Source organism: Nocardioides sp. NBC_00850 (assembly GCF_045207335.1).
In the GTDB taxonomy this organism is placed as follows: domain Bacteria; phylum Actinomycetota; class Actinomycetes; order Propionibacteriales; family Nocardioidaceae; genus Nocardioides.
Window position 1 is genome coordinate 6,036,775 of sequence record NZ_CP108845.1, and the last position, 24,988, is coordinate 6,061,762.

Consider the following 24,988-nt stretch of genomic DNA (forward strand, 5'->3'; position numbering starts at 1 on the left):
CGGGGTCGTCCCTTCGGGGGCGGCCCCGCGTTCGTTCGTCAAGGGATGCAGCAAAAGGGACACATCCCGTGCGGAGTTCCGCACGGGATGTGTCCCTTCGCCTGCATACCTTGCTGGAGGAACCAGCTCAGACGACCGTGAGCTTGACCTCGATGTTGCCGCGGGTGGCGTTGGAGTACGGGCAGACCTGGTGGGCCTGCTCGGCGAGCTGCTGGGCGGTCGCGGCGTCGGCGCCGGGGATGGTCACCTCGAGCTGTACGGCGAGGCCGAAGCCGCCCTGGCCGTTCTCACCGATGCTCACGTCGGCGACGACCTCGGAGTCGGTCATGTCGACCTTGGCCTTCCCGGCGACGAGCTTGAGGGCCGAGTGGAAGCAGGCGGCGTAGCCGGCGGCGAAGAGCTGCTCGGGGTTGGTGGCGCCGCCGGCGCCACCCATCTCCTTGGGGACGCGGACGTCGGCGTCGATGAGACCGTCGGAGGACTGGACGTGACCGTTGCGGGCGTCGCCGGTGCTGACTGCGGTGGCTGTGTAGATCGGTGTCATGTGCACAACTATATTGCGCACAACTTAATAGCGCAAGGGGGTAGACTGGTCCATGTGTCCGGACGTACCTATCCGCAGCTCTCGCTAGACCTTCAGCTCTGCTTCCCGCTGTACGCAGCGACCAGAGCCGTGACGAAGCGCTACGTGACGCTGCTCAAGGGGACCGGGCTGACCTATCCGCAGTATCTGGTGATGCTCGTGCTCTGGGAGAGCGACGAGCCGCTCTCGGTGACCTCCCTCGGCCAGCGGCTGCGGCTCGACTCGGGCACCCTGACACCGCTGCTCAAGCGGCTCGAGACCGCCGGGCTGGTGCGGCGCGACCGCGACCCCGGCGACGAGCGCCGGGTGCTGGTCAGCCTGACCGAGGACGGCCAGGCCCTGGAGGAGCAGGTCTCCGGCGTGCCGCAGGAGCTCGGCGCATCGATGGGGATCACCCGGGACGAGGCGCTCGCGCTGCGCGACCAGCTCACCGAGCTGGTCGACCACCTCGACACGGCCGAGTCGTCCTGAGGACTATCCCCAGGTCAGTAGCCGCTGCACGCCGAGCTTGATCAGCAGGCCGCCGAGGAGAACATCCACGACCACGAGCACCGCGTGGGCGATGTAGTAGGGCTTCGGACGGGTCTGCTCCGGGTCCTTGGCGGTCTTGACGAGGTTGCGGCCGAAGTTGGTCCAGATCGCGATCGTCCAGACCCCGATGACCAGGAGGAGCGCGCCGTCAGTCTTCTCGAGCTTCATGGGTACGACTCTCTCATCCGCCGGCCAAGCCCCGACGGTCAGCAGCCCGTATATCGGGCGATCACGTCGATGCAGCGTCGGAACTGGGTTCGGCCGGGGTCGCCCGCACGTGGGCGTTGCAGGCGGCGTACAGGATCACCATCGAGGTGTAGTGGATCCAGACGACCAGGATGAGGGCGATGCCGAAGGCCTGGAAGGCCGGCTGCCCCTGGGTGGCCTTGAGCAAAAGGGTCGAGGCCTGCTTGAGGATCTCGAAGCCGATCGCGCCGAGCACGGCGCCGGCCCACAAAGGCGCCTTCGGGGTGTCGTTCTGGGGAGCCAGATGGAACATCGCGAAGAAGAGCACCGTGTTGGCCGCGAGGCCCAGCACCAGGGTGAGGAGGACGATCAGCCAGCTGAAGCCTTCGTCGAGTCCGATCCAGTCCAGGACATTGACCGAGAAGGTGCGTACGAGGCCGGTGAACGCCACCGCCACCAGCAGGATCAGGCCGAGCCCGATGAGTGCGACCAGGTCGCGGCCCTTGGCCGCCAGGAATCCTGGCTGGTCCTCGTCGGGCACCAGGAAGACCGCCTCGAGGGCCTTGCGAAGTCCGTCGATGAAGCCGAGGCCGGCGTAGAGCAGACCGATGACACCGATGATCCCGACCGCGCCGGCCGCGCTCTCGATGTCGGCGATCTTCAGCTGTCCGGGACCGTCGCCGACCAGCCCGGGCAGGACATGGTCGATCGCCTCGACGAGGTCGCTCTCGGCTCCGGAGTAGACCTTGGCGATCTGGCCCACGGCGAAGAACGCGAGCGCGAGGATCGGGAAGGTCGACAGGAAGCCAAAGTAGGTGATCGCGCCGGCCTGCTGGGCGGCGCCCACCTCGCCGTAGTGCTCCTGGGTGCGCACCAGCCGATCCAGCGCCGGGAAGCGCGCGCGCAGCTCGGCGATCTTCGCCTTGACCTTGTCCTTCATCCCGAGATCCCCCATTCATCGTTCGTGGGCGGACCCGAGCCCGCCTCAACCGGTCAGTGCAGCTCTCAGCGCGAACTCCCGCGTCGGGCGCCAGCCGTCCGTGTCGTCGTGGACGTAGAGGTGGAACTCCTCGACCGACCACTCGCACTCGAAGTCGGCCAGCTCACCGAAAGCCTTGTCGAGGCTAGCGTCGGGAAGGTCGTGAGCGATCGTGACATGCGGGTGATAGGGAAACGTAAGCTTCTGGTCGAGCGGACCCTGCCGGACCGCGTTGGCCAGCTGTTCACAGCCCGAGATGCCCTGCACCACTGCCACGAACACCACCGGCGAGACCGGCCGGAAGGTGCCGGTGCCGCGCAGGTGCACGCTGAAGGGGGCGACCCGCGAGGCCGCGGACTCGAGATGGCTCTCGACGTCGGGCAGCAGGTCGTCGTGGATCTCCGTCGGGGGCACAAGAGTGATGTGCGTCGGGATCATGGTCGCCGTCGCGTCCCCGAGAGACGTCCGGTAGTCCTGGAGCTGACTTGCCCATGGCTCCGGGATCGCGATGGCAACACCGATGGTGCGCATGCGCCGACCTTACTAGCCGAGCGGCGACGCGGGGGCCACAAAGCCGACCCGCTCGTAGACGTCGGCCAGAGTCTTGCGGGCGACCACGCCCGCCTTCTCCGCACCCTGCTGCAAGATGCCGTCGAGGTACGCCCGGTCCTCGAGAACCTCGAAGGTCTTCTCCCGGAACGGGGTGACGTAGTCGACGACGACCTCGGCGAGATCCTTCTTCAGATCGCCGTAGCCCTTGCCGGCGTACTTGCCGACCAGGGTGTCGATCTCGGAGCCGGTCAGCGCGGAGTAGATCCGGAGCAGGTTGGAGACGCCCGGCTTGGCCTCCTCGTCGAAACGGATCTCCATCTCCGAGTCGGTGACCGCGGAGCGGATCTTCTTCGCGGAGATCTTCGGGTCGTCGAGCATGTCGATCAGGCCGGTCGGGCTCGAGGCCGACTTGGACATCTTGATCGTCGGGTCCTGGAGGTCGTAGATCTTCGCGACCTCCTTGAGGATGTAGGGCTCGGGCAGCCGGAACGTCTTCTTGTAGCGGCTGTTGAACCGCTGTGCGAGGTCGCGCGTCAGCTCGAGGTGCTGTCGCTGGTCCTCGCCGACCGGGACGTACGCCGGGCGGTAGAGCAGGATGTCGGCGGCCATCAGCATCGGGTAAGAGAAAAGGCCGACCGAGGCGGCGCCCTCACCACCCTTGGCGGACTTGTCCTTGAACTGGGTCATCCGCCGGGCCTCACCGAACGAGGTGATGCACTGCATCACCCAGCCGAGCTGAGCGTGCTCGGGAAGGTGAGACTGGACGAAGATCGCGGACCGCTCCGGGTCGACACCGGCGGCGAGCAGCTGGGCGGCGGCCCGCCGCGTACGCTCGCGGAGCACCTTCGGGTCCTGCTCGACCGTGATCGCGTGCAGGTCGGCGATGAAGAAGAACGGCTCGTGCTCCTCCTGCAGGCTCACCCACTGTCGGACCGCGCCGAGGTAGTTGCCGAGGTGGTAGGAGTCCGCCGTCGGCTGGATGCCGGAGAGGACCCTGGGCCTAGTCGTAGGAGCAGTGCTGCCGGTCATGTGCGCATTCTGTCAGCCACCCGCCGAAAGGCTCGAAATGGTGGGAGGAAGAGGATCGGGAACCGATCCGTACGAGCTGTGGACCCTGCCCGCGGCACCGACCTGCGTGCCGGCCATGGGCCTCGGCGCCCCCCGTGATCAACGTCGAGGACCGTGGTCGCCCGCGGTCTTCGTGAAGGCCGCGGGCAGGATCCGCATGACCCATCAACGACAGATTCTCGACGGAGTTATCGAACAGGTGCATCCAATTTCTTACGAACTTGTGGACCTCCTGAGAGGCTCTACTCAGCGCGGATTCGATAGCCCGTCAAATGCCCGTTTCCGGCCTGACACATGCCCCTGTTAGCCTGTTTGGTCGACCCGCGGATCCTCCAAGGGGTCCGCAGCCTCGGGCCAGCTGCCGAATCGGCCTCGAGGCCAGGCGACCCTCGAGGAGACTTGTGAACGACACGTCCGCTGCCAACGCACGCATGCTGCTTGCGACCGATCTGGACGGAACCTTCCTAGCCGGCGACCCCGAGGCGAAGGTCAAGCTGTACCAGACGCTGAGCCGCCGCGAGGACGTACTCCTGTCCTTCGTCACCGGTCGTGGGCTGGAGTCGGTGCTGCCGCTGCTCGCCGACCCGACCATCCCGACGCCCGACTTCATCATCTGCGACGTCGGCGCCACCATCGTGACCGGACACGACCTGCTCGCCGTCGAGCCCATCCAGCAGGAGATCGCCGCCAAGTGGCCAGGCGAGCTCACCGTGCTCGAGAAGATCGGCGACCGGCCCGGCCTGGTCCGACAGAACGTGCCCCAGGACCGCCGGGTCTCCTACTTCTGCGACCCCGAGGCGGTCACCGACGACCTCGCCCCGCTGGTCGCGCAGATCGGCTGCGACCTGCTCTACTCCGCCAGCCACTACCTCGACGTGCTGCCCGGCGGGATCAACAAGGGCCACACCGTCACGAAGCTCGTCGAGCACCTCGGCATCCCCAAGGACCGCGTGCTGGTCGCCGGTGACACCCTCAACGACCTGTCGATGTACGACATCGGGTTCCCGGGCGTCTGCGTCGGCGAGGCCGAGGACCTGCTGCTGGACGCGACCCGCGACAAGGAGCGTACGTTCCACGCCACCTCCCCCGGCACGGGCGGGATCCTGCAGGCGATCAGGCACTTCAACCTGCTCGACGACGAGCACATCTACGACCCGGAGAACGACGCCGACGACCCGGGGAAGTCCGACCTCGTCATGGTCTACCACCGGCTCCCCTATGACGAGGTGATCGAGGACGGAGAGGTCAAGCGTCGACGTCCGAAGTCGCCCAACGGCATCATCCCGACCCTGCTCTCGTTCTTCACCGAGCGCACCGGATCCTGGGTCGCGTGGTCCATCGACGACCCCAAGCGCGGCAAGTTCGCCACCCATACGGTCGTCGACCCGAAGCTCTACCCGGGCCTGGTGGCCTCCCGGCTGCCGCTGTCGAAGAAGGACGTCGACGTCTTCTACAAACGCTTCTCCAAGGAGGCGTTCTGGCCGCTGCTGCACACCTTCTGGGAACGGGCGAAGTTCAAGGAGGATGACTGGAAGGTCTACTGCCGGGTCAACCGGGCCTTCGCCGAGCAGGCGGCGGCCGAGGCGGCGTACGGGGCCATCGTCTGGATCCACGACTACAACCTGTGGATGGTGCCGGCCTACCTGCGGGAGATGCGGCCGGACGTGAAGATCGCGTTCCTGCACCACACCCACTTCCCCGGCGCGGACGTGTTCAACGTGGTGCCGTGGCGCCGCGAGATCATCGGCTCGCTGCTGCAGTGCGACTACATCTCGTTCCACATCCCCCGCCAGGTCGAGAACTTCGTCGACGTGGCCCGCGGCGTGGCGCCGGTCGAGGTGGTCGAGACCGAGGACTGTGCTCCCCGCTTCCGGACGTACGGCTTCGCGCTGGGTCTCGATGTCATGCCTTCGGTCATCGACGTCGGTGGACGTCGGGTGCACCTGGGCGCCAACCCGGTCAGCGTCGACACGAAGCGGATCGAGCAGACCTTGGCCTCCTCGGCCGTGCAGACCTCGATCGCTCGGGTGAAGGAGGAGTTCGAGGGACAGCGGATCGCGCTGGCCGTCTCGCGGCTCGACTACACCAAGGGCGTGCTGCAGCAGCTCGAGGCCTTCGAGCGGGCGCTGCTCGAGGACCCGTCGTTGATGGGTGAGCTGTCGCTGGTGCTGGTGTGCGTGCCTGCGGCCGGCGAGATGACCGTCTACAAGACGCTGCAGAACCAGATCGAGCAGGCGGTCGGGCGGATCAACGGCCGGTTCTCGCGGATGGGCTGGATGCCGGTCCACTTCTACTTCCGGCCGATCCCGTTCGAGGAGCTGCTGGCCTACTACGCCAACGCCGACGTCATGTGGATCACCCCGCTGCGCGACGGCCTCAACCTGGTCGCGAAGGAGTACGCCGCGGTCCACGGTCTCCTCGGCACGAGCGGCACCCTAGTGCTCTCCGAGTTCGCCGGGGCGGCCGCCGAGCTGCGCGGCGCGGTGCTGACCAACCCTCACGACGTCTCCGACATGGTCCGGGTCTTCCTGCAGGCCGTCGACATGGACGAGGCCGAGGCCAAGGACCGGATGCGCGGACTGTGGGACACCATCCGCCACCACGACTCCAAGGCCTGGGCCGACGGGTTCCTGGCGGCGGTCGAGGCGGCCACCGCCACGGACGGCAACGAAGAGGCCATCTAGGCCCTGCGCCGGTGGATGCTGGTGCTCCACAGCAGCACCAGCATCCCGGCTGCGGCCAGGCCGGCGCCGACCAACGGCGCCTCGCGGACACTCCACACGTCGAGGGCCAGGCCACCGGCGAAGGCGCCGAGGGCGTTGGCGATGTTGAGGCTCGCGTGGTTCATCGCGGCGCCGAGGGTCACCGCGTCGTCGGCGACGTCCATCAGGCGCACCTGCAGGTTGATCACCAGCACCGATGCCACCGCGGTGGTCAGGAAGGCGACCGGCGCGAGCCACCACCCGGCCGCGGCGACCGCCCAGAAGAGCGTCAGCACCGCCACCATGCCGAGGCTGCTCGCGAGCAGCGAGCCCATCACCGACCAGCGGGCCAGCTCTCCCGCGACCCAGGTGCCGACGACCATCCCGGCGCCGAACGCGAAGACGAACCACGGCACCGCTCCCGCGGCCAGGCCGGCGGTGTCGGTGACGATCGGGGAGATGTAGGAGTAGGCCGCGAACATGCCGCCGAACCCGATCGCACCCGCGAGCATCGTCAGCCAGACCTGCTTGTTGGTGAAGAACCGGCCGGCCTCGCTGCGGCCGGTCGCGTTCGGGTCGCCCGGGAAGTGGGGCACCGAGAGCTGCACCAGGAGCACGGTCAGCAGGGCGAGGCCTGCTGCGGCTGCGTACGGTGCCCGCCAGCCGGCGGTCTGGCCGAGCCAGGTCGCGAACGGGACGCCGATCACGTTGGCGACCGAGAGTCCGAGCATCACCAGGGCGACCGCTCGCCCCCGGTGCTTCGGTGCGGCCATCGACGTGGCGACGATGGTCGCGACGCCGAAGTAGGCGCCGTGCGGGAGCCCGTCGAGGAACCTCGCGACCAGCAGCATCTTGTAGTCGACGGCGACGGCGCTGAGCAGGTTGAACAGCGCGTACGCCGCCATCAGCGACAGCAGCAGCCCCTTGCGCGGAAGATGGGCGACGAAGAACGAGAGGATCGGTACGCCGACCACCACTCCGACCGCATAGGCGCTGATCAGGTGGCCTGCCGTGGAGGTCCCGACCCCGACGCCCTCGGCGATCTCGGGCAGCACGCCCATGGTGACGAACTCGGTCGTACCGATCGCGAAACCGCCCGTCGCGAGGGCGAGCATGGCGATCACGAACTGGACGGTGGTGACCGGTCTGACGGCGGTCTCGGTGCTGGCGGTGTCGGTCACTACTGCCTAACCTTCGGCGATTTGTGGGCTATTCCGTGAATCGGTGTGACGCGGGTCCCGACGCTCACCGTTTCGTCAACTCTGGTTGACACGAGGTCGATGTCAACCTATATTGACAGCATGACGGATGCGAAGGACCTTGCCGAGTCGGCCGCGAGCGCCGACCCGAGCACCGGGTTGCGAGCCGCGCTCGCACTGCGTCGCCTCGCCGACTCGCTGGAGCGGCTGCAGGTGGCGAACGCCCGCCGACAGGGATGGGCCTGGCAGGAGATCGCCGACGCACTGGAGGTCAGCCGGCAGGCGGTCCACAAGAAGTACGCGAAGGAGATGTGATGTTCGAGAGGTTCACCAAGCCGGCCCGCGATGCGGTGACCGCTGCCCAGACGTACGCCGCCGAGCTCGGTCACGAGCGCATCGGCGACGACCACCTGCTACTGGCGATCGGCTCCAGCGCCGGCTCGTCCGCTGCCCGGGCGCTCGCCGAGGCCGGGGTCGATGCCGCTGCGCTGCGGGCGGAGATCGAGCGGGCCCATGGACGCCTCGGCAACGACGACGCGGATGCGCTCTCCACGCTCGGGATCGACCTGGACGCGGTGCGCTCCAAGGTGGAGGAGGTGTTCGGTGCCGGCGCCCTGGACAGCGGGAAGCCACGCCGCCGTCTCGGCGGGCACATCCCCTTCACCAAGGACGCGAAGAAGGTCCTCGAGCTCTCTCTGCGCGAGGCGATCCGGCTCAAGGACCGCTCGATCGGCACCGAGCACATCCTGCTCGGCATCCTTCGCGCGGAGGGGGAAGGACATGCTGCCCTACAGGCCCTCGGCGTGGATGCTGCTGCGCTGCGCCACACGCTCGAGCACGGCGAGGCCGCCTGAGGCCTCACCCCCGCCTCCCGAGGAGGCGGGGGTCAGCCGGCCAGGTGGGACCAGGCCGGAGCCAGCTCGGTCCACGGACCCACAGCCGCGATCTCGCCGTCGACCATGACGACGACCCGGTCGGCCTGGGCGAGAGCGGCTCGCTTCGAGGTGGCGCCGATGACCGTCGTGTGCCGGTCGCGCAGCGCCCGCCAGAGCTCGATCTCGGTGGCCGCGTCGAGCGCACTGGAGACGTCGTCGGCCAGGAGCAGCTCGGTGTCGGCGGCCAGCGCTCGCGCCAGGGCGAGGCGCTGGACCTGTCCCCCGGAGAGGCGTACGCCACGGTGACCGACGATCGCGTCCGCGCCGCCCGCCTCCTTGACGTCGAGCTCGAGCCGCGCGTCGGCGACCGGGCTGTCGAAGGGCCGGTCGTGGCCCAACCGGATGTTGTCGGCAAACGTGCCGGAGAGCACCCGCGGCACTTGGGCGACGTACGCCACCTGCCCCGGCCTCAGGAAGGACTGCGGGTCCTGGACCAGCTCGTCGTTCCACCGGATCGTGCCGGTGTGCTCGATCAGGCCGGCGAGCGACGCCAGCAGGGATGACTTGCCGGAGCCGACCTGCCCGACGAGCAGGACCAGCTCGCCGCGCGAGATCGTGAGCGAGACGTCGGAGACGCCGATCGTGCCGTCGTCGTGAACCGCCGACAGGGCCGAGAGCTCGAGGGACTCGAGCGGCACCTGGTCGACCGGACCCGGATCCGGCGCCTCACCGGAGACCAGGTCGACGCCCGGCGGCAGATCCATCAGGTCTCGACCGCCGGCGAACCGGCTGGTCTCCTTCTGCCACGCACGCGTGCCCGGAGCCTCGGTGACGACCATGCCGGCCACCCGGCCGAACCAGTCGAAGCCCGAGACCGCGTTGGCCACCAGCAGCGCGGTGGCCAGACCCCAGCCGCCGCCGAAGTAGATCCCCCAGGCGGCCACGACGCCGCACTGGACCATGAGCGCGGGAACCCCGTCGAGGAACGCCTGCACCCGGTGTTCCTTCACCGCTGCCTCGACCCGTCCCGAGTCGACGTGCTGAAGGTGGGCGTGCACCTGCGGGGTGGCCGCGGCCAGCTTCACGGTGCGTACGGACTCCAGCGCGGAGACCACCGCACGGCCGAACCGCGCGCGAGCGGCGGAGGAGGCCGCGGCCGAGCGGCCGGCGATCGGCCGACCGACGGCGGAGGCCAGCGCCGAGGCGATCATGACGACCAGGAGCACGGCGCCCGCGAGCGCGGTGCCGGCGAGCAGGGCGGTGATCGTCGCGATGACGAGGCCGTTGACGAAGTCGACCCAGCGGTCGGCGTAGCGGGCGTAACGGTCCGCGTCCATCGAGCGGGCGACGACCTCGCCCGGCGGCGTACGCGTCAGGCGGTGCTGGCGGGTCTGACCGTAGAGAACGGCCATCCGGGCCCGCAGCATGACCTCGATCCACCAGCGCGGGTAGCGGTAGAAGGCGTCGGCGAGCATCAGCGGCGCGGCCAGCAGGCTGACCACCAGCAGCCCCGACATCACCGTCGGCCTGCCGCCGTCCTGCAGCGACTCGACGATCCGGCCCCACAGGAGCCCGGTGAAGGCACCCTGCGCACCGGTCATCGAGGCGAACAGGAAGAGCAGCGCACCCGCGACACCCCACTCGGGGCGCAGGAACAGGACGTGCAGCATCCCGCGGGCGAGCGACGGTCCGGTGCCGACCTCGGGGACGTCCGGCGGAGCGCCCGAGCGGCGCTTACCGCCCACGTTGCCCTCCGCGACATGGTCGAGGGTGGAGTGGTCGACAGGCTTGACGGCCGGTGAGGGTGAGTCGTGGTGATCGGTGCGGCTGGCCTCGAGCAGGTCATGGAACGGCCCCGGCGTGGTCGCCAGCGAGGCCCGCAGGCCGTGCTGGATCACCCGGCCGTGGTCGAGCACGGCCACGTGAGGCGCCCGCTCGATCGTGGAGAGCCGGTGGGCGATCAGGATCCCGGTACGCCCGGTCAGCAGCCGGTCGGCGGCCGCGACCACCCGGCGCTCGGTGAGCGGGTCCATCCGCGCGGTCGCCTCGTCGAGGACGACCACCCGTACGTCACGCACCAGCAGCCGCGCGAAGGCGACCAACTGCTCCTCCCCCGCCGACAGCGAGGTGCCGCCGGGACCGAGCAGCGTGTCGAGGCCGTCGGGCAGGCCGGCGACCCACTCCGAGAGCCCCAGGCGGGCGACCGCCCGCTCGATGTCCTCGCGCGGACGCAGGTCGTCGAAGAGCGCGATGTTCTCCGCGAGCGTGCCGGCCAGGATCTCGGTGCGCTGAGTCACCACGCCCACAGAGGCGCGCAGCTGCTGCAGGTCGAGGTCGCGTACGTCCACGCCGCCCAGGAACACCGACCCACGCGGCGGCTCGACGGCCCGGGAGAGCAGCGAGGCGAGCGTCGACTTGCCGGAGCCGGTGCGGCCGACGAGGGCGATGGTGTCGCCCGCCGGCACCGTGAGCGAGATGCCTTGGAGGGCGAAGGTGCCCTCGGCGTAGGAGAAGGTCAGGTCGCGCAGGTCGACCTCGAGTGCTCCCCCGTCGGGCACGGGCGCGCCGCCTTCGGGCTCCGGCTCGGAGCCCATCATCTGGCGCAGTCGGATGACCGCGCCCAGGCCCGCCTGGATGTCGGGCAGGTGGTTGGCGAGCATCGCGATCTGGCCCACGAACGTGCTCGTGACCAGGAACAACGTCACCAGCGCGCTGATCTCGAGGCGGTCGTTCGCGGCGAGCGCAACGCCGGCCAGACCGATGCCGGCCAGCAGGGAGTGCAGGAGCAGGCCGGCACGGCGGCCGACCTTCGCCTCGACCGTGACGACCGCACGGAACTTCTCGTGGACCGTCGCCGACAGCCGCGCCACCCGGGCGACCACGTGGTCCTGGCCCAGGCTCGTACGCAGGTCGTCACGCCCCGCGATGCCCTCCTCGAGCACGGCGGCGTGGTCGGTCCAGGAGGCCTCCTCGATGACCTTGAGCTCGGAGATCTTGCCCAGCAGGCGGCGGATGACGAACCAGGTCACCGCGGCGAGCAGCGGGAACAGGATCGCCGCCGGCCACCAGGTGAAGCTGGCCACGATCCACATCGGCAGCGCCGCGAAGACCGAGCGGAACAGCATCCACAGCTGCCAGCGCAGCAGGTTGCCGACCTCGTGGGAGTCGTCGTCGACCCGGTCGAGGATCTCGCCGACGGCCTGCTCGCTCAGCTCGGAGAGCGGCTGTCGCATGGCAGCCTGGAGCACGTCCTCGCGCAGCTTGCCCTCTGCCCGGTCGGAGACCCCGACCCAGGCGATCTTCGCCGTCGAGTCGATCAGTGAAGCGCCGATCACGCACAGCGCCAGCCAGCCGACCAGGCTCGCGGTCGGGTTCTCCGCCAGCCGTCCGGCCACGACTGTGCCGATCGACTGGGCCACCATGGCCACCGCCAGCGCGATCAGCGCGGCGCCCGTCACCGGCCCCTTCAGGCGTCGCCAATCGACCTGCCGGCTCGGGTCGGCAGGGTCGGCGGGGACTCCGAGAGCCTTGCCTGAGGTCGGCACGGGCGGAGTCGAGAGCGTCGCAGTCATCAGAAGATCACGGTATGCGCGACCACCGACACTCGCCTAAAGGTTTTCCGCCCTCACCCGACGACAAACACCATGCTGACCTGCATCTATAGGAATCAGAAGAAAGATCTGGAGAGCAAAGTCACGTACGCCGGGAAGGTGTCCCGAAATGGGACGACGGCCCGGCACGGAGTCCGTGCCGGGCCGTCGTGAGGTGGACTAGAGAGAGTCGATCGCCTCGTTGAGCGTCGCGGAGGGACGCATCACGGCGGTGACCTTCTCGGGGTCGGGCAGGTAGTACCCGCCGATGTCGGCGGGCTTGCCCTGGACCGCGAGGAGCTCCTCGACGATCTTGGCCTCGTTGGCGGCGAGGGTCTCGGCGAGGCCCTTGAAGGCCGCGGCGAGCTCGGCGTCCTCGGTCTGCGCGGCGAGCTCCTGGGCCCAGTAGAGACCCAGGTAGAAGTGCGAGCCGCGGTTGTCGGTGGTGCCGAGCTTGCGACCCGGGGAGCGGTCGTTCTCGAGGAAGGTCGCGGTCGCGCGGTCGAGCGCACCGGCGAGCACCTTCGCGGCCGGGGCGGACGCCTGCTCTGCGTACTTCTCGAAGGAGGGCACCAGCGCGAAGAACTCGCCCAGCGAGTCCCAGCGGAGGTAGTCCTGCTCGACCAGCTGCTGCACGTGCTTCGGCGCCGAGCCGCCCGCACCGGTCTCGAACAGACCGCCACCGGCGATCAGCGGGACGATGGAGAGCATCTTCGCCGACGTACCGACCTCGAGGATCGGGAACAGGTCGGTGTTGTAGTCACGCAGCACGTTGCCGGTGACGGAGATGGTGTCCTCCCCGTTGCGCAGGCGCTCGAGCGAGTAGGCGGTGGCCAGATCGGGCGAGAGGATCTTGATCTCGAGACCCTCTGTGTCGTGCTCGGTCAGGTAGGTGGTGACCTTCTTGATCAGCTCGGCGTCGTGGGCACGCGACTCGTCGAGCCAGAAGATGGCCGGGGTCTTGGAGTCGCGGGCGCGGTTGACGGCCAGCTTCACCCAGTCGCGGACCGGGATGTCCTTGGTCTGGCAGGCGCGCCAGATGTCACCGGCCTCGACGTCGTGCTCGATGAGCACCTCGCCGGCCTTGTTGAGGACGCGTACGGTGCCGGCTGCGGCGATCTCGAAGGTCTTGTCGTGGGAGCCGTACTCCTCGGCCTTCTGCGCCATCAGACCGACGTTGGGGACGGTACCGATCGTGGCCGGGTCGAGCGGGCCGTTCTTCTTCACGTCCTCGACGACGGTCTCGTAGACGCCCGCGTAGGAGGAGTCCGGGATGACCGCGAGGGTGTCGTCCTCGCCGCCGTCGGCGCCCCACAGCTTGCCACCGTTGCGGATCAGTGCCGGGATCGAGGCGTCGATGATCACGTCGGAGGGGACGTGCAGGTTGGTGATTCCCTTGTCGGAGTTGACGTAGGACAGCCTCGGGCCGTTCGCCAGCGCCGACTCGAACGCCGCCTTGATCTCGGCGCCGTTGGGCAGCGCGTCGAGGCCTGGCAGGATGGAGCCGAGGCCGTCGTTGGCGGAGAGACCGGCCTTGGCCAGGTCCTCGCCGTACTTGTCGAAGACGTCCTTGAAGAAGGCCTTCACGACGTGGCCGAAGATGATCGGGTCGGAGACCTTCATCATGGTCGCCTTGAGGTGCAGCGAGAACAGCACGTCCTCCGACTTCGCCTTCGCGATCGCGTTGGCGAGGAAGGCGTGCAGGTGAGCGGCCTCCATCTTGGTGGCGTCGACGATCTCACCAGCGAGCACGGGCAGCTCGGCGAGCAGCGTCTCGGTCGAGCCGTCGGCCTTCTCGAGGACGATCGAGAGGGTGTCGTCGGCAGCGAGCGTCACGGACTTCTCGTTGGACTTGAAGTCGTGCTCGCCCATGGTGGCGACAGCGGTCTTCGAGCCCTCACCGAACGGCTTGTTGGTGTGCGGGTGGGCCTTGGCGTACGCCTTGACCGAGCCCGGCGCACGACGGTCGGAGTTGCCCTCACGCAGGACCGGGTTCACCGCGGAGCCCTTGACCTTGTCGTACTTGGCCCGGATCTCCTCCTCCTCGGGCGTGCTGGGCGCCTCGGGGTAGTCGGGGATCTGGTAGCCCTGAGTCTGCAGCTCCTTGATCGCGGCCTTCAGCTGCGGGATGGAGGCGGAGATGTTGGGCAGCTTGACGATGTTGGCTTCCGGCGTCTTCGCCAGGTCACCGAGCTCGCCGAGCGCGTCGTCGGCCAGGCCGAACTGGGCCAGGATGCGCGAGGCCACGGAGATGTCACGCGTCTCGACCTCGACCCCCGCCTTGGCCGCGTAGGCCGAGACGATCGGAAGGAAGGAGTACGTCGCCAGCAGCGGCGCCTCGTCGGTGTGGGTATAGATGATTCGTGCGGCCATTGCTGTGGCTACTCCTGACAAGTTGCGATCTGCGTATGACTGAGGCCGGGGACCCGGACGAAGGAAAGTGTCTTGACATCAAGATAACAGAAAGGGTGATGAGACACCGCCCCGCCCCACCTAAGCACCACGATGTGCCGTCGCAAAAGAGTTACTGTGTGTCAACACCTCATGTTGTTCAGGTGACTGCTGATACCTGAGTGCTTCTCGGGTGTCGATGGGTCTGACCGACGTCAACAGACATTGAAGGGTTAAGGGGACATGACTGAGGAATCACTGTCGGCGGCTGAGCCGACCTTCATCCAGAAACTCGCAGCCGAGGTCATCGGGACGTTCGTCCTGGTGTTCATCGGGTGCGGCTCGGTCGTCGCAATCGTCGCCGGCGCCACCCACGCTGGACCCGAGAACGCGATCTGGGGCCTCGAGGTCGCCGCTGTCGGCCTGGCGTTCGGTATCGCCGTCGTGATCGGCGCCTACACCTTCGGCCGCATCTCCGGCGGCCACTTCAACCCGGCGGTGACGCTTGGTGTGGCCACCGCAGGCCGGATCAGCTGGAAGGACGCGGGCGCCTACATCGGCGCACAGTTCGTCGGCGCGACCCTCGGTGCGATCGTGCTGTTCCTCGTCGCGCTCTCCTCGGACTACAACTCGTGGAACGACGGCGGCCTCGCCGCCAACCGCTTCGGCGACGGAGCCGGCACCGGCCTCATCGGCGCAATCCTGGTCGAGCTGGTCCTCACCTTCATCTTCGTCTTCATCATTCTCGGCGTCACCGACGTCCGGGCCGGAACCAACGCCACCGCTGCGCCGCTCGCCATCGGCCTTTCGCTGGCCGCGATCCACTTCGTCGGCATCCCGCTGACCGGCACCTCGGTCAACCCCGCCCGTTCGTTCGGCCCCGCTCTCTTCTCGGGCACCGACGCACTGGCCAACCTCCCGGTCTTCCTGATCGTCCCCGCTCTCGGCGGTGCCGTCGCCGGTTTCGTCTACCCGCTGCTCTTCAACAAGGACGGCTCCGAGATCGCGGGGGCAGGCCTCGCCTTCGGCGGCGACAACATGGCCCCGGCCCAGAGCGTTCCGTCCTGGGACTCCCAGGCCGCCGCTCCCGCAGCCCCGGCCGCCGCGACTCCGGCCGCTGCTCCGGCGGCACCGGCCGCACCGGCGGCTCCTGCCGCGCCGGCCGCGCCCGAGACGAGCGACCGCACCATCGTCTCCGGCGGCGGCGGTCAGCCGGCCTGGCAGCAGCCGACCCCGGCCGCCGAGGGCGACCTGCCGGTCTACGAGCAGGACGGCTGGCGCTGGGACTACGCCAAGCAGGAATGGGTCCCGATCGAGCAGTAGTCTCGAGAAGCACGAAGGCCGCCCCTCGGGGCGGCCTTCGTCAATTTGTACGTCTCATTCGCCTGGAACGGTCACCGCGAGGATCCACAGCGCGCCCGCGGTCAGCGCCAGCAGGGCGACGTCGAACCAGCGGTTGCGCACCGCCAGCATGCCGGCGTCCTTCGTACGCAGCACCGCACGCCCCAGCGACGCGGCCCCCACCCCGGCGGCGAGGACGATGATCCCCACCCGCCAGTGGCCGAAGCCGACCAGCCCTAGACCGACGATCGCCGCCGTCAGCACCCCGAGGTAGACGAAGCCGCCGATGGTCGAGGGGAAGCCGCGTACGTCCTGGAGGTCCGTCTTCTCGTGCTCAGGCGCCGCCGCCACCGGTGCGGGAGCTGCCGGTGTGGGACTGAGCGGGGGGTGGACGGACACGGTGTCAGAGCCTTTCGAGAGCCTTCTCGGCGCTGAGGACGATATTGGAGAGCAGCATGGCGCGTGTCATCGGACCCACCCCACCCGGGTTCGGCGACACCCAGCCAGCCACGTCCCATACGTCCTCAGCCAGGTCTCCTGCGATCTTACCGTCGACCCGGGAGACGCCGACGTCGAGCAGGGCCGCGCCGGGCTTGATCATGTCCTTGGTGATGATCCCGGGCACGCCCGCGGCAGCGACCACGATGTCGGCGTTGCGGGTGTGGGCGGCGAGGTCGCGGGTGCCGGTGTGGCACAGGGTGACCGTGGCGTTCTCGCTACGACGGGTGAGCAGCAGGCCCAGCGGACGCCCGACAGTCAGGCCACGACCGACCACGACCACCTCGGCGCCCTTGATCTCGACCCCGTGGCGACGCAGCAGCTCGATGCAGCCCACCGGGGTGCACGGCAGCGGCCCGTCCTCACCGAGGACCAGCTTGCCGAGGTTGTAGGGGTGCAGCCCGTCGACGTCCTTATCCGGAGCGACCCGGGAGAGCAGCGCGAACTCGTCCAGACCGGTCGGCTGCTGCACCAGGAAGCCGGTGCACGCCGGGTCGGCGTTGAGGCGGTCGATCTCCGCCTCGACCTCTTCCTGGGTCGACGTCCCCGGCAGGTCCACCCGGATCGACTCGATGCCGATCTCGGCGCAGTCCTTGTGCTTGGCGTTGACGTACCACCGGGAGCCGGGGTCGTCGCCGACCAGCACGGTGCCCAGGCCCGGGGTGATGCCCTGGGCCTTCAGCTTCTCGACCCGCTCGGCGAGCTCTGCCTTGATCGCCTTCAGCGTCGCGGTGCCATCCAGCTTCTGTGCTGTCACGATGTCAATCCTGTCACTCGAGTCTCTGTATTCCTTGTACGCGACGCCGACCCGGCGCATCTTGACCAGATCAAGACCCGAGTCGGCGCGTTCTGACACGATCTCCCGCCGAGTCGGCTCGTCTTGACGAGCCGACTCGGCGGGGTTTTCTGGATCAGTGCGCGAAGTGGCGCGTGCCGGTGAAGTACATCGTCACGCCCGCAGCCTCGCAGGCCTTGATGGTGAGCTCGTCGCGGATCGAGCCGCCGGGCTGGACGATCGCCTTGACGCCGGCGTCGATGAGGATCTGCGGGCCGTCCTCGAAGGGGAAGAAGGCGTCGGAGGCGGCGACGGCGCCGCGGGCGCGCTCGGAGCCCTCGGCGAGGGTGTTGGCGCGCTCGACGGCGAGCTTGCAGGAGTCGACGCGGTTGACCTGGCCCATGCCGATGCCGACCGAGGCACCGTCGGAGGCCAGCAGGATCGCGTTGGACTTGGCCGAGCGGCAGGCCTTCCAGGCGAAGGCCAGGTCGGCGAGGGTGGCCTCGTCGGCGGCCTCACCTGTGGCCAACGTCCACGAAGCCGGGTCGTCGCCCTCGGCGTCGACGTGGTCGACCTGCTGCATCAGCAGACCACCGGAGATCGGGCGGGTCTCGACCGCGGCGCGCTCATCGGCGGCGGCGATCAGGATGCGGATGTTCTTCTTGCCCTGCAGGATCTCGACGGCGCCGTCCTCGTAGCCCGGAGCCACGATGACCTCGGTGAACACCTCGGCGACCTGCTTGGCCATCTCGACGCTTACCGGGCGGTTGGAGGCGATCACGCCGCCGAAGGCGGAGACCGGGTCGCAGGCGTGCGCCCGGCGGTGCGCCTCGGCGATGTCGGCGCCGACGGCCAAGCCGCACGGGTTGGCGTGCTTGATGATCGCTACCGCCGGCTCGGCGAAGTCGTTGGCGGCACGACGCGCGGCGTCGGTGTCGGTGTAGTTGTTGTAGGACATCTCCTTGCCGTGCAGCTGCTCGGCACGGGCGAGCCCGGCGGGTCCGAACCCGTTGAGGTAGAGCGCCGCCTTCTGGTGCGGGTTCTCGCCGTAGCGCAGGACGTTCGCCTTCTCGTACGTCCCACCGACCCACGCCGGGAACCCGGTGCCCTCGGAGGTGTCGGTGAGCACGGAGCCCATCCAGGAGGCGACGGCCACGTCGTACGTCGCGGTGTGGACGAACGCGGCCGCGGCGAGGGCCTTGCGCTGGTCGTAGGTGAACCCACCGGCAGCGACGGCAGCGAGGGTGTCGGCGTACTGCTCCGGCGAGGTCACGATCGCGACGGAGGGGTGGTTCTTGGCGGCGGCGCGGACCATCGAGGGGCCGCCGATGTCGATCTGCTCGACGACCTCGTCAGGCCCGGCGCCGGAGGCGACGGTCTGCACGAACGGGTAGAGGTTGGAGACGACGAGGTCGAACGGCTCCACCTCCAGCTCCTTGAGCTGCTCGACGTGGGACTCGAGGCGGCGGTCGGCGAGGATGCCGGCGTGCACGCGCGGGTGCAGGGTCTTCACGCGGCCGTCGAGGCACTCGGGGAAGCCGGTCAGGTCCTCGACCTTGGTCACCGGGAGGCCCAGCTTCTCGATCAGCGCCGCAGAGCCGCCGGTCGAGACGAGCTCGACGCCGGCGTCGTGGAGCCCGCGGACCAGGTCCTCGAGACCGGTCTTGTCGTAGACGGACACCAGGGCCCTCTTGATGGTGATCTGATCGAGCACAGCAATCTCCTCATCGGTCAACGATTTCGATGAGGGCACCCAGGCGGTCGATGCCGTCTCTTTACACTCCCCGGTGGTCCCCCACCTGCGCCAGTCGTGTGCTCGTCACTCTAACCGCTCAGGCAGGCCCGAATCGAACTCGCCTGCCGTCGACGGTGTAGCCCTCGCGGGCGATCCGCCCGACCGTCTCGACGAGCATCGAACGCTCGACGACCTTGATCCGCTCATGGAGCGTCGCCTCGGTGTCGTCATCCTCCACCGGCACCGTCACCTGGGCCATGATCATCCCGGTGTCGACCCCGGCGTCGACGATGAACAGCGTCGCCCCGGTGACCTTCACGCCGTACTCCAGCGCGTCCCGCGCCCCGTGCATCCCCGGGAAGGACGGCAGCAGCGCCGGATGGGTGTTGAGCGTCTTCCCCCCGAACCGGGCGAGGAAGGCCTCCCCCACCAGCTTCATGAAGCCCGCGGAGACCACGAGATCAGGCTCGTACGCAGCCACCGACTCGGCCAGGGCCGCGTCCCACTCCTCGCGCGAGCCGAAGTCCTTGACCCGGTGCACGAAGGTCGGGATCCCGGCGTCGGTCGCCCGGGTCAGCCCCTGGATCCCGTCGCGGTCTGCCCCGACCGCGACGACCTCCGCCCCGAACTCCGGGGACGCGCAGGCGTCCAGCAGGGCCTGGAGATTGGTGCCCGAGCCGGACACGAGGACGACGAGACGAAGAGCCACGCCGTCACTCTAGAACAGGGCAGGCCCCGTGCCCGCGCCACCCAGATCACGCCAGCCGCCACCGCGGCCGAGAAGAGCCCTGTTGGTCACGCCTCCGCGACTTCGATGCCGAGTTCCCCAAGAGCTTGCTCGACGCGCGCCAAGGGCTCACTCCCCCAATCGAGGATCACAGCGAACTCGGCACGGCGACGACCGGGGGCAAACCTCGACGGATCCCATGCCTTCACGACCTCTCTGAGCACCGCAAAGAACTTGCTGTGATCTGGCGAGCCTTGAATATCAAGGCGATCAGAGTTCTCAATAAGCAGCAGATATCGGTCAGCCATAACCCAGTCAAGGTCACTGAGACAGTCGTAGAGAGCATCCCAGTTCCAGCCAAAGTACGCCGGCAACCTGAACGCCGAGTTCAACGCTTCGAGGATCTCGTACTCCGTCTCGAAACTCGCAGCATCAACCACAGCAAAGAATGACAGCCCCGGCGATCCAAGGAACTGACTGATAGCCGCATCGCGGTTGCCGCGTATGACTGAAATCTGTTCCAGCGTCATCGCAACCTACCGTAGTCCGGACACCAAGACACGCCACCCGTTGGCTTTGGTCTTCAAGAGCTCTCACCCAGCCCAGACGAACTTGTACTTGCGTTCCTCAGCATCAAACGTCACGTCGACTTCATGGATCTCTAATCCGAAGGCCTGCTCGGCCCACCTACACATCGCGACAGCCAAGCCTTCAGCCTGGAAATCCGTATCTGCAAACTTGATGTCCTCAACGATGACGCAGATGTCATCCCCACCTTCACGGGCAACCTCAGACGATACCGCGACCCATCCTGCGTTCAACTGGTCCTGATACTCAAGCGGCATTTCAGCGGCGCGCCCGGAAAACTTCAACCCCGGTGCCGACCCGCTACCTGAAGATCTTCCCGCATCTCCATGCGACACAGCGGCAGTCAATGAAATCCAGATACCCCAAGATGATTTGAGAACCTTGTAGACGTATGTGCTCCTCGTGACGTCCATTATTCCCACCTCAGACCATCGAAAACACTCGCTCTAGAGTAGAACTCAACGCCACGCGCTGCGGGCCTCGAGATGTTATGCAGATTGTGATCTTCTCCGTCTCCGTAGATAGAACTGTGCTTGTCCACGAACGCCTGCGCCTCACCATCGAGCATGCGACCAACGTGGGACTGGCGCATCGAGGCAAGGTCTTCGCTCGCAATCGAAAACCTCATAATCTCGGTTCCTGACACTCCCAGCGCAGGATGCGACGGATCATCCACACCGTCAACGGCTACGGATACCGACTCGATCCGCGCTAGTCACTGGACTGCAACAGAATCAGGTGGCAGATCCCTATCCTTCGGCTGTCGACCTCCCGAAAGGCAGACAGACCTCTTCATAACCGCTCCCGCAAGAATCATTCGTCGGCCGCGAGCGTACGCCGGTGCCACCAGGTCATGGTGAGCCCGGCGAGCAGACCGGCGAGGCCGAAGAAGGCGATGGCGTTGACGAGCACCTGCCCGGCGTACGGCCCTACGTCGAGCATCCGGCCGGGACCGACGGCGCCTCCGGCGATGCCGGAGGCGATGGCGACGAGGAGGCCGGCGACGACGCCGGCGCTGACGCCGCGGAGCGCGCCCTCCGACCAGCGCAGGGTCGGCCGGACGCGGCTAACTCGGCAGACGGCCCAGAAGGCGGTCAGCGGACCGAGCGCCATCACCGCGGCGACCCAGGCGGGCGGGGCACCGTTGTCGGGCAGCGCGGCGAGCATCGGGAACATCGGCAGCGGCCCGAGGGTCACCGCCGTCGGGGTGACAGTCGTCCCGACACCGACGGAGAACCCCGGGCCCAGGGCGTACGCGCTGGAGAAGAGCACGGCGTTGGGCAGCACCAGGACGGCGAGCAGGGAATAGAGGATGATCCCGCCGAGGTCGAGGTGGAGCTGGGAGACGACGTTGATCGATGTCGTGAAGTCGGCGAAGAGGGCCGCGAAGAACACCAGCGTGCTGACCGCGAACCACCAGAGCAGGATCGACCTCACCATGACCAGTACGTCCACGGCGGCGCGTGGCAGCAGGGTGATCCACAGCGCCGCGCGGCCGGAGCCGACAGCGATCGCGGGCAGGGCCACGACCACGCAGAGCCCGACCGACCAGGCGAAGACGCCGACGATGCTCGGCGCGGTGGCCGGGGTGCCGGCGATGATCGCGGTGGTCAGCGCGGTGCCGGTATAGCCGAGCGTGAAGAGGCCGGCGACGACCGGGACGGTCAGGTCACGCTCGCCGTCGGCGAGGGCGTTGACGTCCGGGCCGTGCAGCGAGACCGAGTCACCGACCCGGACGGCGACCTGCCACATCGCCCAGGCCAGGACCAGGGTCAGGCCGAGCGGGACGACGGTGACCGCGATGCCGGAGACGAGGACGCCCGAACCGTGGCCGAGCAGCCACCCCAGCGCGGCAACACGCAGGGCGTCCGACGGCTCGCCGTGGGCTCCCATGTCGCTGAGGAACCAGCCGAGGATGCCGATCGCCAGGCACACGACCAGCGTGGCGGCGGCCGTGCCGATGCCGCCCAGCAGGGCGACCGCGACCAGCGGGCGGCGGTGGCGGAGATCGTGGAGATCATCCGCGACTCGCCCGCGGTCAGGGGTGCGTGGAGGCAGCAGCGAGGACATCGCGTCTCATCCTCGCAACCCGCGTCGTCTCGATCTCGGCGACGCGCCGCCTGAGGCGTTCACCGGGTTGGTCACAGCGGTTGATACCCGCCTGTGCATCTGCGGCTATTGCCGTTCATTCGACCGAATCACCTACAGTTGACCGCTGACATGGGCATGACCACGGCAGACCACGAGACCTTCGAGGCGTTCTATCAGGACGTCCGTGGACGCCTCCTTCTCCAAACCTGGTCGCTGACCGGGGATCTGGAGGCCGCCAAGGCCGCCGTGCGCGGGGCGCTGGTCATCACCTGGCACCACTGGCGCAAGGTGAAGCCGATGGACGACTTCGAGCGCGAGGACTGGGTCCGCCCGATCGCCTGGTCCAAGGCGATCCGCAATCACTCGGTGCCGCTGCTCCACCGCGACCAGACGATCGCGCCGGAGGCCCGCCACACTCTCTCCGCGCTGCGCGGCCTGCCGCTCCACGACCGCAAGGTCTTCCTGCTCGGCCACCTCACCAGCGTCGACCTGGCCCAGCTGGCCCGCGAGGTCGGCACCCCGATCAGCCGCACCGAGACCGACCTGCAGGGCGCCAACGCCGCCATCTGCGACGAGCTCGGGATCGCCCCGGAGCAGCTGCAGTCCATCTTCGACCCGCTCGTCGACGTGCTCACCGAGCAGCCCTGGCCGAAGACCTCGACGATCACCACCGCCGGCGCCGTGCGCCGCCGGGTGCACACCGCCATCGGCGCGGCCGCGGCCATCGCCGCCCTGGTCGGCACCGGCTTCTTCGTCACCCAGGACGCCGAGAGCGAGCCGCGGCTCAACACCCTCTCGATGCAGTCGGCGGCCGAGGAGTTCGAGGTCGAGCCGAGCCAGATCCCCGGCAAGAAACTGACCGCCAAGGACCTGATGACCGAGGAGGAGGTCGCGAAGATCTACGGCGGCTCCTGGGCCGTCGACATCTCCTCCGACAACCTCGAGGGCACCGGCCTCACCATCCCCTGTCAGACCGACACCTCGGCCGACAAGCGGCCGGTGGCGAGTCTGGCGCGCACCTTCATAGCCAAGGCGAAGGCGACCACCGCCGGCACCACGATCGAGTCCTCGGTCGACGCGAAGGCGGCGGCTGCGGCGTACAAGAAGATGCAGGGGTGGTACGCAGCGTGTGCCGAGCCCCGTTACCAGCTGATCTTCACCGAGTCGGTCGACGGCATCGGCGACCAGGCGACCCTCTTCACCTACCGCGACTGGGAGAACAACCGGGCCGTCACCTACGGCGTCGCGCGCACCGGCAGGCACACCGCCGCGGTCACCGTGAAGACCGAGGGCAAGTCCAGCACGACCGCGGCCAAGACCTCGACCATGCTCGGCACCGCCGTCCACAATCTCTGCTCGATGCCTGGCGCGGGCGCGTGCGTGGAGACCAAGCGACCGCGTACGACGGTGGTCCCGATCGCCACCGGCAAGGCGCCCGGGCTGATCAACGAGACCGATCTGCCTCCGGTCAGCACGATCGGTGACCCGTGGGAGGGCACCGAGGCGAAGCCGGCCAAGTCCAACCCCGCCCAGACCCGCTGCGACGAGACCCAGTTCAACGCCAAGGGCATGACCGGCGCCCAGACGCGCTCCTTCGTGATCCCCGAGACGAAGAAGAAGCTCGCGCCGATCTTCGGGCTCACCGAGACGGTCGGCAAGTTCGGCTCCGCCAAGGAGGCGCAGGCCTTCAACGTCGCCATCAAGGGCCGCCTGGACAAGTGCAGCGACAAGCAGCTCGGCAGCCACGTCACCCAGGTCGCGACCGAGTCCATCAAGGACGGCGCGATCACGGTGTGGTACATCCGGGTGGAGCTCGAGAACACCTCGATCTACTACCGGATGGCTGCGATCCGACGCGGCGCCAATGTCGCCCAGATGAGCTTCGTACCCGACGGCGACGCTGACATCAGCAACTCCGACTTCGTCACCCTCGCCAAGCGCGCCGCCTACCGGCTCGACTATCTCTGAGCCAGTTTCCTCCCGGATGCAACCGGACCTGCCTCCCATGCATCTGACCCTCTGAGGCTGGCGCAGGGCCAGATCAGGGTCCGGCCAGTCTGGGGAGGCGAGCGATGGACGAGGACGAGTTCGACGCGTTCTACAACGCGTCCTTTCGTCGCGTGTGCGCCCAGGTGTACGCCATGATCGGCGACTCAGACGAGGCCGCCGAATGCGTCCAGGAGGCCTTCGCCCGAGCCTGGGCCCACCGGCGCAAGATGTCCGCGGTCGACTACCCCGAAGCCTGGGTCCGCACCACCGCCTACCGCCTCGCGGTCGGACGCTGGCGGCGGAAGAAGTACGCAGGCCGCGTCACCGACAGAGCCGTCGGCATCCGCACGGAGATGCCGGCCGTCGACGAGACCCATGTCGCCCTCGTCGCCGCTCTCAAGAAGCTCCCCGAGGCCCAGCGCCAAGCCATCGTCCTGCACCACATCGCCGACCTGCCCGTCCACCAGGTGGCCGCAGAGGTCGGTGCACCCACCGGCACCATCAAAGCCCGCCTGGCCCGAGGACGAGCCACCCTGGCCGAGCTGCTCGCCGACGAACAACCCGGCGCCGTCTGGAAGGAGGCCTGAG

The 24,988-nt window shown here is 68.3% G+C and carries 22 protein-coding genes and 1 riboswitch; of the genes, 7 read left to right on the plus strand and 15 right to left on the minus strand.

Features of this window, described 5'->3' with window-relative positions:
• Nucleotides 1–127: 127 nt before the first annotated feature.
• Nucleotides 128–544: an organic hydroperoxide resistance protein gene (locus OH802_RS29235; RefSeq protein WP_378831372.1), complete on the minus strand. Its 417-nt coding sequence runs from the start codon at nucleotides 542–544 to the stop codon at nucleotides 128–130.
• Between the two features lie 54 nt (nucleotides 545–598).
• Between OH802_RS29235 and OH802_RS29240 the strand changes: the two genes are divergently transcribed.
• Complete coding sequence (locus OH802_RS29240; protein ID WP_406023856.1) at nucleotides 599–1,054, plus strand: MarR family winged helix-turn-helix transcriptional regulator; 456 nt, start codon at nucleotides 599–601, stop codon at nucleotides 1,052–1,054.
• 3 nt (nucleotides 1,055–1,057) lie between these two features.
• Here the strand turns inward: OH802_RS29240 and OH802_RS29245 are convergent, their stop codons facing one another.
• From OH802_RS29245 to trpS, 4 genes are all read right to left on the minus strand, one after another.
• A complete protein-coding gene (locus OH802_RS29245; RefSeq protein WP_406023857.1) occupies nucleotides 1,058–1,282 on the minus strand; it encodes an SCO4848 family membrane protein in 225 nt (74 codons plus the stop codon).
• Nucleotides 1,283–1,343: 61 nt separating this feature from the next.
• Complete coding sequence (locus OH802_RS29250; protein WP_406023858.1) at nucleotides 1,344–2,240, minus strand: YihY/virulence factor BrkB family protein; 897 nt, start codon at nucleotides 2,238–2,240, stop codon at nucleotides 1,344–1,346.
• Nucleotides 2,241–2,285: 45 nt separating this feature from the next.
• Nucleotides 2,286–2,810, minus strand: coding sequence for a 2'-5' RNA ligase family protein (locus OH802_RS29255; RefSeq protein ID WP_350665729.1), 525 nt, complete (start codon nucleotides 2,808–2,810; stop codon nucleotides 2,286–2,288).
• Nucleotides 2,811–2,822: 12 nt separating this feature from the next.
• Entirely contained in the window at nucleotides 2,823–3,860 is a 1,038-nt protein-coding gene (gene trpS / locus OH802_RS29260; protein WP_355226603.1) for a tryptophan--tRNA ligase, read from the minus strand.
• Between the two features lie 440 nt (nucleotides 3,861–4,300).
• On the opposite strand from trpS, the gene ggpS reads away from it, so the two are divergent.
• Nucleotides 4,301–6,583 carry a glucosylglycerol-phosphate synthase gene (ggpS, locus tag OH802_RS29265; RefSeq protein ID WP_406023859.1) on the plus strand — a complete coding sequence of 761 codons (2,283 nt, stop codon included), beginning with the start codon at nucleotides 4,301–4,303 and terminating at the stop codon, nucleotides 6,581–6,583.
• Here the strand turns inward: ggpS and OH802_RS29270 are convergent.
• Complete coding sequence (locus tag OH802_RS29270; RefSeq protein ID WP_406023860.1) at nucleotides 6,580–7,782, minus strand: MFS transporter; 1,203 nt, start codon at nucleotides 7,780–7,782, stop codon at nucleotides 6,580–6,582. The genes ggpS and OH802_RS29270 overlap by 4 nt on opposite strands.
• A gap of 120 nt (nucleotides 7,783–7,902) precedes the next feature.
• On the opposite strand from OH802_RS29270, the gene OH802_RS29275 reads away from it, so the two are divergent.
• Together OH802_RS29275 and OH802_RS29280 are read left to right on the plus strand one after the other, a co-directional pair.
• Nucleotides 7,903–8,115, plus strand: coding sequence for a helix-turn-helix domain-containing protein (locus OH802_RS29275; RefSeq protein ID WP_141802873.1), 213 nt, complete (start codon nucleotides 7,903–7,905; stop codon nucleotides 8,113–8,115).
• Nucleotides 8,115–8,654, plus strand: a complete 540-nt coding sequence (locus tag OH802_RS29280) for a Clp protease N-terminal domain-containing protein (RefSeq protein ID WP_406023861.1) — start codon at nucleotides 8,115–8,117, stop codon at nucleotides 8,652–8,654. Before OH802_RS29275 ends, OH802_RS29280 begins: the two co-directional genes overlap by 1 nt.
• A gap of 32 nt (nucleotides 8,655–8,686) precedes the next feature.
• Here the strand turns inward: OH802_RS29280 and OH802_RS29285 are convergent, their stop codons facing one another.
• Nucleotides 8,687–12,247 carry an ATP-binding cassette domain-containing protein gene (locus OH802_RS29285; RefSeq protein WP_406023862.1) on the minus strand — a complete coding sequence of 1,187 codons (3,561 nt, stop codon included), beginning with the start codon at nucleotides 12,245–12,247 and terminating at the stop codon, nucleotides 8,687–8,689.
• A gap of 198 nt (nucleotides 12,248–12,445) precedes the next feature.
• Nucleotides 12,446–14,638: an NADP-dependent isocitrate dehydrogenase gene (locus OH802_RS29290; protein WP_406023863.1), complete on the minus strand. Its 2,193-nt coding sequence runs from the start codon at nucleotides 14,636–14,638 to the stop codon at nucleotides 12,446–12,448.
• 261 nt (nucleotides 14,639–14,899) lie between these two features.
• Between OH802_RS29290 and OH802_RS29295 the strand changes: the two genes are divergently transcribed.
• On the plus strand, nucleotides 14,900–15,979 hold the full coding sequence (locus tag OH802_RS29295; protein ID WP_406023864.1) for an MIP/aquaporin family protein: 1,080 nt from the start codon (nucleotides 14,900–14,902) through the stop codon (nucleotides 15,977–15,979).
• 54 nt (nucleotides 15,980–16,033) lie between these two features.
• Here OH802_RS29295 and OH802_RS29300 read toward each other — a convergent pair whose 3' ends face one another.
• From OH802_RS29300 to OH802_RS29330, 7 genes are all read right to left on the minus strand, one after another.
• Nucleotides 16,034–16,396 carry a DUF3017 domain-containing protein gene (locus tag OH802_RS29300; protein ID WP_378831446.1) on the minus strand — a complete coding sequence of 121 codons (363 nt, stop codon included), beginning with the start codon at nucleotides 16,394–16,396 and terminating at the stop codon, nucleotides 16,034–16,036.
• 4 nt (nucleotides 16,397–16,400) lie between these two features.
• Nucleotides 16,401–17,252, minus strand: coding sequence for a bifunctional methylenetetrahydrofolate dehydrogenase/methenyltetrahydrofolate cyclohydrolase (locus OH802_RS29305; protein ID WP_406023865.1), 852 nt, complete (start codon nucleotides 17,250–17,252; stop codon nucleotides 16,401–16,403).
• 154 nt (nucleotides 17,253–17,406) lie between these two features.
• Entirely contained in the window at nucleotides 17,407–18,984 is a 1,578-nt protein-coding gene (gene purH / locus OH802_RS29310; protein ID WP_406023866.1) for a bifunctional phosphoribosylaminoimidazolecarboxamide formyltransferase/IMP cyclohydrolase, read from the minus strand.
• A 30-nt stretch (nucleotides 18,985–19,014) separates the two neighbouring features.
• A riboswitch (ZMP/ZTP riboswitch) is annotated at nucleotides 19,015–19,092 on the minus strand.
• 10 nt (nucleotides 19,093–19,102) lie between these two features.
• Complete coding sequence (purN, locus tag OH802_RS29315) at nucleotides 19,103–19,714, minus strand: phosphoribosylglycinamide formyltransferase (protein WP_406023867.1); 612 nt, start codon at nucleotides 19,712–19,714, stop codon at nucleotides 19,103–19,105.
• Between the two features lie 86 nt (nucleotides 19,715–19,800).
• Nucleotides 19,801–20,262, minus strand: coding sequence for a barstar family protein (locus OH802_RS29320; RefSeq protein ID WP_406023868.1), 462 nt, complete (start codon nucleotides 20,260–20,262; stop codon nucleotides 19,801–19,803).
• A 63-nt stretch (nucleotides 20,263–20,325) separates the two neighbouring features.
• Nucleotides 20,326–20,733, minus strand: coding sequence for a hypothetical protein (locus tag OH802_RS29325; RefSeq protein WP_406023869.1), 408 nt, complete (start codon nucleotides 20,731–20,733; stop codon nucleotides 20,326–20,328).
• Nucleotides 20,734–21,133: 400 nt separating this feature from the next.
• Entirely contained in the window at nucleotides 21,134–22,390 is a 1,257-nt protein-coding gene (locus tag OH802_RS29330) for a DUF6350 family protein (RefSeq protein ID WP_406023870.1), read from the minus strand.
• A 156-nt stretch (nucleotides 22,391–22,546) separates the two neighbouring features.
• Here OH802_RS29330 and OH802_RS29335 point away from each other — a divergent pair, with 156 nt between their 5' ends.
• Entirely contained in the window at nucleotides 22,547–24,379 is a 1,833-nt protein-coding gene (locus tag OH802_RS29335) for a hypothetical protein (protein WP_406023871.1), read from the plus strand.
• Nucleotides 24,380–24,483: 104 nt separating this feature from the next.
• The gene (locus tag OH802_RS29340; RefSeq protein ID WP_406023872.1) at nucleotides 24,484–24,987 is read left to right on the plus strand and encodes a SigE family RNA polymerase sigma factor; all 504 of its coding nucleotides are present in this window, start codon (nucleotides 24,484–24,486) and stop codon (nucleotides 24,985–24,987) included.
• Nucleotide 24,988 lies beyond the last annotated feature (1 nt).